Raw genomic sequence first — 8,965 nt, forward strand, 5'->3', positions numbered from 1 at the left:
AGATTCAGAATTAACACTTGTTGCACAAAGCAATGGACAGGTACTATTTGTATCTAAAAATAAAATGAATAGTAGTATTTTCAGCTCTTCAATTCCAAAATCACGCTTCCCAACAGGCATATTGCAACTAACATTGTTTTCGCCCAATAATGAGCCAGTTGCCGAGCGATTAGTTTTCATCAATCATTCTGATTTTTTGAATATCAAGCTAAATTCAGAAAAGCTTGAATATCAACAAAGAGAAAAAGTGAAGCTTATGCTGGATGTGAGCGATCCGAAAGGAAAACCTACTCTTGGAAGTTTTTCTATTTCTGTGATTGATGAAACCAAAGTGCCTTTTGATGAAGAAAATGAAACAAGCATCATTTCAAACCTTTTACTCAGCTCGGATCTTAAAGGTTTTATTGAGAAACCAAATTATTACTTCACTGATGTTAATGCCGATAAAGTTAAGCAACTCGACAACCTGTTATTAACTCAAGGCTGGCGCCGTTTTGAATGGAAAAATATCTTAACAGATAGCTACCCAAGCCTAGTTTTTGAAGCAGAAAAGAGTATGCAGGTAAGTGGAAAAGTAATCTCCATGTCTGGTAAACCTATTATTGGGGGCAAAGTAACCTTATTTTCTTCGTCTGGCACTCAATTTTTGTTGGACACCTTGACTGATAGCAAGGGACAGTTCCGATTTGATAATCTTTATTTTGATGATAGCACGAAATTTATTGTTCAGGCAAGGAATGAAAAAGATAAAAAAAATGTAGAAATTCAGCTCGATAGGATTCCGGCACAATTGGTTACAAAGAACAAAAATGGACCTCTGGTAGAGGTAAATGTCAATAAATCTATACTTTCATACCTGCAAAACAGTCGCGCGCAATACGATGACTTAAAGAAAAACGGACTCATTACAAAAAATATAATGCTCGATGAAGTAAAAATTGTGGAGCAAAAGTTAGACGTAAAATATTCTGCAAATTTAAATGGAGCAGGTAGAGCAGATGCGATAATAAAGGCTGATCAACTAAAGAATTGCATTACCATTGCTCAATGTATCCAAGGCAGATTTGCTGGAATTGTAGTTATGAATGATATCGTTTATGCCACTAGGAATATGAGTTCTTCTTTTTCAGGCCCAATTCCAATGCAATTAATTTTGGATGGGGCCTATGTGGAGCCCGAATTTCTTTCATCTATTAATCCAAATGATGTGGAGACCATCGAAATATTGAAAAGTGCTGCAAATACTGCAATTTACGGAATGAGAGGTGGCGGTGGTGTGCTCATAATTAATACTAAGCGCGGCGAATCCAATACAGATTATAGGAATTATGCCTCAGGAATTATGGGCTATAATCCGAGAGGTTTTTATAAGGGCCGTGAATTTTACGCACAGAATTATAGCGATCCTGATATCAATCCGAAAGTTTCAGATCTTAGAACTACCATTTATTGGAATCCAAATGTGATAAGCGATACCACTGGAAAGGCAAGCGTTGAGTTCTATAACTCGGATGGCAAAGGAAAGTACAAAGCTATTGTTGAGGGAATAAATATTGATGGAACTATTGGCAGACAAATATTTAGATACAGCGTTAAATAAACATGAACACGATAAAAGTTAACATAAAAGATAAAATAGCCGTTCTTTCACTAAACCGAGGTCGCTCGAATGCAATAAATGCGGAAATGGTAAATGAACTGCATCAAATGATCAGGAACATTGAAAATGATGATTCTATTGCCGGACTAATTTTAACGGGTCAAAATGGGTTTTTCTCGGCAGGACTTGATCTTATCGAGCTATTTGATTATGATGAGGAGACTATAAAAAGTTTTTGGATTGACTTTTTGGACTTAGTAACTAGCCTAGTTTCTTTCAAAAAACCAATGATTGCCGCCATCAGCGGCCATAGTCCCGCAGGTGGGTGCGTACTAAGCCTTTGTTGCGATTACAGAATAATGGCTGAAGGGAAATTTATCATCGGCCTGAATGAAGTCCCAGTTGGAATCATTGTACCCGAGAGTATATTTCACCTTTACTCATTCTGGTTAGGACAAGCAAATGCCTACCGGTTTTTACTCGAGGGTAAGCTAATGAATACACAAGAGGCATTGGCTAGCGGATTGATTGATGAGGTGGTAAATCCGGAGAGTATTTTACATGCTGCAGAGCGTAAAATGCTGACTTACATTCAGTTGGAACGCAATACATGGCAGCAAAGTAAAATAAATATGCGTCAAGAGCTGCTCACAAAAATAAGTAAAGATCCAGCAGAAATGTTGGGGCCAATGCTGGCACAATGGTGGTCGCCATCAACGCGCTCCATCCTTAAAACAATTATTCAGAACTTAAAACAAAAATCGGCCTAATATGTATAATGAACCTATGTTACGCGATGATGCCTTAAGTGGTAAAACTATAATAGTGACTGGTGGAGGCACTGGACTTGGTAGAGCCATGAGCACCTATTTTCTGAAACTTGGAGCCAATGTGGTGATTACAAGTAGAAAGATGGACGTGCTTCTAAAAACTGCCTCAGAAATGGAACAGGAGGCTGCTAGCAGTAATAAGACCGGCGCAAAAGTCTTGGCTGTTCAATGTGATGTTCGTAAGCCAGAAGAGGTAGAGGAAGTGCTAAAAAAAACACTTGAAACTTTCGGACAAGTTCATGGATTGCTAAATAATGCGGCAGGCAATTTTATTTCTCCAACTGAGCGACTTTCAGCGAATGCTTTTTCAACAATTATAGATATTGTACTCAAAGGCACAGCCAATTGCACCATGGCTGTAGGTAAACATTGGATTAAAGAAAAACAAGCGGGTACTATTTTAAATATTGTAACTACCTATGCCTTTACTGGCTCAGGATATGTTGTGCCTTCGGCTTGTGCAAAAGGTGGAGTGCTTGCCATGACACGTTCACTAGCCGCTGAATGGGGCAAATATGGCATCAGAAACAATGCCATTGCTCCTGGCCCATTTCCTACTAAAGGCGCATGGGATAGGCTCCTTCCGGGGGATATGGCCAAAAAATTTGATTTTAAAAATCGTGTTCCTTTAAAGCGTGTTGGAGACCATCAAGAGCTTGCAAATTTGGCGGCTTTCATGATGTCTGATTTCTCAGGCTATATCAACGGTGAGGTAATTACTATTGACGGTGGCGAATGGTTACAAGGAGCCGGTCAGTTTAACGGACTTGAAGCCATTACTCCAGAAATGTGGGATATGCTTGAAATGATGACGCGATCAGCAAAAGGAAGTTAAAAAATAAATGAAACGAGTCAACATATCATCAGGAGCTGTATGGGAAGATCTTGTAGGGTATAGCAGAGCTGTACGTATTGGCAATCAAATTGAGATCTCTGGCACCACATCAGTTGATGGAGAAACGGTTATCGGTAAAGGCGACCTTTACCGTCAGACGATTTACATTTTTCAGAAAATTGAAAAAACTCTCATCGAGGCTGGTGCATCTATAAATGATATCGTACGTACAAGGATGTATGTTACTGATATCAGTAAATGGGAAGAAGCAGGAAGAGCACATTCTGAATTTTTGAAAGATATTAAACCTGCTACTAGCATGATAGAGGTTAAGCGGCTGATTGACCCCGACCTACTCATTGAAATTGAAGTCACTGCACTCATTCAGAAATAGTCGGTTTTTTAATTCAATACGAAATTACGTAATTTGCAGAATGGGAACTGAGGTACAGGAAGAAACACTAACGCTTGAGGAAGTATTGGCGGCGTTAAAAGTTAACCATCGCCTGATACTTTGGAACGACGATACCAATACTTTTGAGCATGTAATCCACTGCTTGGTAAAATACCTTGATTATACTGAACAACAAGCTGAACGCATTGCCTGGACTGTTCATAACGATGGAAAATGCAACGTTCTAGAGGGTTCTTATACAGAAGTTGAAATTTATCGTAAAATTTTACAGCAAGAGGGCCTGACTGTTACGGTAGATTAAATCCTGCTTAAAAATAGCATTTAGGTAGTGATTTGGTGCTCCCACGGGTTAGAATACGGAAGCTCAAAACAATTTCATGAGAACCTTTTTCAACAGCAGCAAGCCTAGATGTGGTAAAATCATAAGAATATCCCACTTGTAAATTGGGGCTAATTTGCATTTCTGCTAAGATATCAAAAGAATCCATTGAGCGCCATGAGGCACCAATCCAAAATGTTTCTTTCAATAAAATATGTGCATTTAAATCTATTTGAAGTGGGGATCCATTCACATACTTTAGCAAAATACTGGGTTTAAATTTGACATCATCACCTAAATTTTGGAGATACCCCCCCTGCAGGATAAAGTGAGACTTTTGATTAACTGGAGCTGAAGCATCAGATACAAAATCATGATTAATAAAATACGGAGAAGAGAATCCCGCATAAAACTTCGGAGAAAATAACATTAAACCGAAACCCATTGTCCCCCTAAAATAATTTTGATCTAAAAAAACAGGATCAAAAGAAGAAGTACTTCCAGCCAAACTGTATTGCCCGGAATATTTGCTAAGTCCTGCATTAAGTCCCAGAGCAAGAAAAGTTTCATTACCTAACTCCACCCTATTGGCCACAGTACCTAAAATGCCCTTTTCAGAAATTACCTCACCAATTTGATCTCTTAAAAAAATAAAGCCTAGAGAAGTATTTGATTGACGGATGGGGGTATGCATCGTTAATGTTTGAGTATTTGGAGCACCTTTAAAACCAACCCATTGTTGACGTGCCAAAGCTGTTACATTTAAAGCTTCATCCATTGCCGAATAGGCCGGATTTACTACCAAACCATTAAACATATACTGAGTAAACATAGCTCTTTGTTGAGCTAATAATTGGAAATTAACAAAATATAAAAGCAAAAATGCAGGTATAAAAACAAACATTTTTTGCAATCGGATTTTCATTTTATCAAATTATTAATCAGGAAGTCAAATACCCCAGATTGGCACCTTTGGACACAAATAATAGATAATTCTAGGAGAATTAGCAAACATAAATGAGCCATTTCAATTTAATGTATCGATTTAAAATACCTTGAAACCGAAAGAAAAATGCCTTCTAACAATAGTTGGATCTCTAAAATTAAAGAAACGAAAAAAAATACAAAAAATTTTAATCTAGGGTGGATTGGCAAAGTTTTTACATTAAAAAAGGAACTCAGATTATTTCTTTTCCTGTTTTAGTGTATGAACTAAACCTTCATCGTTGAGCGAATATGAACTTTGCTCATTACTAATATAAATCATGAATTGACGACTTGTGGCTTCCATCCAAAGCTTATTTTCGTTGCCTTTAACAGCAAAGCTATCTTCAAGTATTCCCAATTGACTTAATTTAGCAGCATAAGTCTTGTTCTTCTGGAAATACTCCTTTTGAAGGTAATAAACATACCACAGATGTTTTTTTTGCTCTTCACTATATGGGATTGAATAATTTTTAGGCTGTGAGTCGTCTGTAGGTTTGCTAAAAAATAAATAGCCCCAGCGCTCCGGGAAATGCATGTTTACTACACCCTGTGGAGACCAAACCCAATTATGTTCCGGAAGTACTTTGCCATTTGCATCTTTCTTCTTCACATATTTTCCATCTTTAATCTCCGTATCCCATTCCACTCTAGAAAAATTGATTCGCCAAAAATCACCATCAAGAGGGATTTTGGCATTATTACCAATGGTTACAGCGCCAAATGGAATAAATATTTCGGTAGTCCAGCCTTTATCCACATCACTGGGGTTATTGATTGTACCCTGAATATCAACAGCCCATTTCATACCGGGTGCATTAAAAACAATCATTGGTCCGCTGCCATTACGATAAGGTTTCGGCATAAATAAGTCGAACATAGTATTTAAAGCATTCACTTCAAACTCATAATATTGATGTGTATTATTATCGGTGTCTATAAAAATCTCAAAATCATTGTCATAAAAAACGATATCATCATAGTTCTTAAGATAAGCCCAAACATGAGGCTCAAGCAGTTCGGCAGCTATATAAAGTCCCTTTTCATCCCAAGTCATTTTAGCACGCGTATTCCATGTTGGCAGGGCCTTTTTATCGCCCTCAATATCCTTGAAATTGTCTGTCCATGGTATATTTTGCCAAACCGCATCATCCAGCTTTCCATCAATAGTAGGCGCAGTTGAATTATAAACCACAGTGTACTGCTTAGGATCTATAAAAAGATGCTCCATGCCCACAAACTTTGATTGTGCTAAAACCGGAAACACTTGAGAAAGTAGCAAAAAGCCTAAAACACCTAAAAATTTAGAGTGAATTTTTGAAAAGAGCAACATTATATAATTTTTTTATGAATATTGAAAATTAATAAGAATTATTGAAAAGATATAAAAACAATAAAAAAGATACATAGTACAATAAAAAAAAATCTTAATTGTAATATTTACATAGCTTCCTTTTCCTATAAAAGCTTTTTTATATCTTAGATAAGATAAACTATTTTAATTAGCCCATAAATTCCATGAGAAAATCATTTTACCTTTTGTCACTTTCCCTAATTCTTTCAGGGAATTGCATTTATGCCCAAAGTAAAGACCCTATAGTACAGGGGATTATCAAAGAGGCCAGCGAAAACTCGCAATTGAAAAAATTAGCGCAAGAGCTAACTGATGGTATTGGTCCGAGATTAGTAGGTACCCCACAAATGAAACAAGCTAATGATTGGGCAGTTGCAAAATACCAAAGTTGGGGCATCTCTGCAAAGAATGAGCAGTGGGGCGAATGGCGCGGATGGGAAAGAGGAATCACTCATATTGATATGGTACACCCACGTGTAGAATCACTAGAAGGGATGCAACTTGCTTGGAGTCCATCCACTTCTGGCAAAGCAGTAACTGGCGAAACAATCATACTTGCAGAGGTAGCAGATTCCACTGCATTTAAAAGCTGGCTTCCATCTGTAAAGGGAAAGTTTGTAATGATATCCATGCAACAGCCAACAGGTAGAGATGATAAAAACTGGGAAGAATTTGCGACCAAAGAATCGATAGAAAAAATGAAGGCTGAACGCACTAAAGCAGGTGCTGAATGGCGTAGTAGAATGAATAAAACTGGATTAAATACAAAAGATCTGGTTTTAGCACTTGAAAAATCTGGTGCTGTAGGCATTATTACCTCGAACTGGTCGGCGGGATTTGGCGTTAACAAAATATTTAGCGCACAGAGCACCAAGGTACCCACTGTAGACGTTTCATTAGAGGATTACGGAATGCTCTACAGATTAACAGAATCAGGAATAAAACCAAAGATTAGTATCCGCGCAGATTCAAAAGAATTAGGAATGGTGCCAACTTTCAACACTATTGCTGAGATAAAAGGAACCGAAAAACCTGAAGAATATATCATTCTTTCAGCCCACTTCGATTCATGGGATGGTGGTACAGGAGCTACAGATAATGCAACAGGAACTATTACGATGCTTGAAGCGATGAGGATTTTGAAAAAGGTATATCCTAACCCAAAAAGAACAATTATCGTTGGACATTGGGGCAGTGAAGAGCAAGGCTTAAATGGCTCTAGAGCATTTGTTGCAGATCATCCAGAAATTGTAAAAAATATTCAGGCTGTATTCAATCAAGATAATGGAACTGGAAGAATAGTTGATCTTTCAGGTCAGGGTTTTTTACACGCTTACGATTACCTGAACAGGTGGCTAAGTCCGGTACCTAATGCTATTCGCTCAGAAATCAAAACTAACTTCCCTGGATCTCCGGGTGGTGGCGGTTCTGACTATGCTTCTTTCGTTGCTGCAGGAGCTCCTGCATTTAATTTAAGCTCTTTAAACTGGTCTTATGGAACTTATACCTGGCATACTAACCGCGACACATACGACAAAATTGTTTTCGATGATGTTCAGAGTAATGCAATTTTAACCGCCATATTAGTTTATATGGCCAGTGAAGATCCTGAAAAAGCTTCAAACGAAAAGAGTGTTTTACCTATTAACCCTCGCACAGGCGAGAGAACTAGTTGGCCAACAACCCGTCAGCCGACGCGTAAAGGTGGAGTAAACTAATTTTTTTTAATGATGGCAAGATTATTAATCTTGTCATCATTAAAATATTCGGTTTCATTAATTTTAGGCTTCCTAAGAAAAATAAACATGAAAACCCTCCACAACCTGATCCTTATATTTATTATTCTTTCTCTGACTGCATGTGAAAAATTTGGCTCAGAAACCTCGATAATCGGTAAATGGAAGCTCAATGAAACGCTTGCCAATCCGGGTGATGGTAGCGGCAAATGGCAATCTGTTAGTGGAAGCAAATATTACCTCATTTTAAATTCGGATGGAAGTATCACGGGTAATTCAATAACGGATTTTAAGCAATACAGGATTATTGATGATCGAATGATTGAATTCGTATTTCAAAATGGAACAACAACAACCCGTAGCTATAAACTCAACAGTAATTCACTGGAAATTAGCGGAGGTTGTTACGAAGCATGCGGTGCGCGCTATAAAAAGTAAAAATTTACAATACCAACAGATCACTCTGCCTTAGCGTATTTATTGCTTTTCCATACCAAAAGGGCTCAAAATCGACATTTAAGCTGCTTTCAAAATTCTCTTTTGCTTTTTTAAAGGTCATAAGTTCTGTTTTATCAATGCCGGCAAGAGGCAGAAATTCGAACAACCAGTCAGCCTGAGTTTTTTCTATCTGTATGCTAAAACTCCCCTTTTTACCAAAGAATTTTAGCTCTGCCATTTCCCATTGTCTACCTTTTTTACTTTTGGTAAAATAATCGATTACAGGCTTTGTTCCGATCCAGACAATTTTTGCATCAGGCTTAATCAGGAATGACTCTTCTTTCGACAAAGATTTCATGATAAACTGAGGATCTACCTTTACCTTGGGCACTTTATGTTCAAACCATTCCTGCAACGGATAGTCGAAACAAATGCCATGCATATAATTAAACAA

Annotated in this window: 9 protein-coding genes and 1 pseudogene; 7 read left to right on the plus strand and 3 right to left on the minus strand. The window is 37.7% G+C overall.

From position 1 onward, the window contains the following. From ACILQF_RS07145 to ACILQF_RS07165, 5 genes are all read left to right on the plus strand, one after another. A partial coding sequence (locus tag ACILQF_RS07145) for a TonB-dependent receptor plug domain-containing protein (protein ID WP_395626729.1) occupies positions 1-1,600 on the plus strand: 1,600 nt, incomplete at its 5' end. Positions 1,601-1,602: 2 nt separating this feature from the next. After that, the gene (locus tag ACILQF_RS07150; RefSeq protein ID WP_395626730.1) at positions 1,603-2,370 is read left to right on the plus strand and encodes an enoyl-CoA hydratase/isomerase family protein; all 768 of its coding nucleotides are present in this window, start codon (positions 1,603-1,605) and stop codon (positions 2,368-2,370) included. 1 nt (position 2,371) lies between these two features. After that, positions 2,372-3,265 (plus strand): SDR family oxidoreductase, encoded by an 894-nt coding sequence (locus tag ACILQF_RS07155; RefSeq protein WP_395626731.1) that lies wholly within the window; start codon positions 2,372-2,374, stop codon positions 3,263-3,265. 7 nt (positions 3,266-3,272) lie between these two features. Next, entirely contained in the window at positions 3,273-3,659 is a 387-nt protein-coding gene (locus ACILQF_RS07160; protein WP_395626732.1) for a RidA family protein, read from the plus strand. Between the two features lie 40 nt (positions 3,660-3,699). Beyond that, the gene (locus tag ACILQF_RS07165; protein ID WP_395626733.1) at positions 3,700-3,981 is read left to right on the plus strand and encodes an ATP-dependent Clp protease adaptor ClpS; all 282 of its coding nucleotides are present in this window, start codon (positions 3,700-3,702) and stop codon (positions 3,979-3,981) included. Positions 3,982-3,988: 7 nt separating this feature from the next. On the opposite strand, the gene ACILQF_RS07170 is transcribed toward ACILQF_RS07165, so the two are convergent. Further along, positions 3,989-4,924 (minus strand): type IX secretion system membrane protein PorP/SprF, encoded by a 936-nt coding sequence (locus ACILQF_RS07170; RefSeq protein WP_395626734.1) that lies wholly within the window; start codon positions 4,922-4,924, stop codon positions 3,989-3,991. Positions 4,925-5,182: 258 nt separating this feature from the next. Beyond that, positions 5,183-6,316 carry a carbohydrate-binding family 9-like protein gene (locus ACILQF_RS07175; RefSeq protein ID WP_395626735.1) on the minus strand — a complete coding sequence of 378 codons (1,134 nt, stop codon included), beginning with the start codon at positions 6,314-6,316 and terminating at the stop codon, positions 5,183-5,185. 185 nt (positions 6,317-6,501) lie between these two features. Between ACILQF_RS07175 and ACILQF_RS07180 the strand changes: the two genes are divergently transcribed. Beyond that, positions 6,502-8,055 (plus strand): M20/M25/M40 family metallo-hydrolase, encoded by a 1,554-nt coding sequence (locus ACILQF_RS07180; protein WP_395626736.1) that lies wholly within the window; start codon positions 6,502-6,504, stop codon positions 8,053-8,055. 87 nt (positions 8,056-8,142) lie between these two features. Next, entirely contained in the window at positions 8,143-8,511 is a 369-nt protein-coding gene (locus tag ACILQF_RS07185; RefSeq protein WP_395626737.1) for a hypothetical protein, read from the plus strand. Positions 8,512-8,515: 4 nt separating this feature from the next. Here ACILQF_RS07185 and ACILQF_RS07190 read toward each other — a convergent pair. Then, positions 8,516-8,965, minus strand: a pseudogene (locus ACILQF_RS07190) (radical SAM protein); the annotation flags it as partial.

This window comes from Daejeonella sp. (genome assembly GCF_044232565.1).
Taxonomy (GTDB): Bacteria; Bacteroidota; Bacteroidia; order Sphingobacteriales; family Sphingobacteriaceae; genus Daejeonella.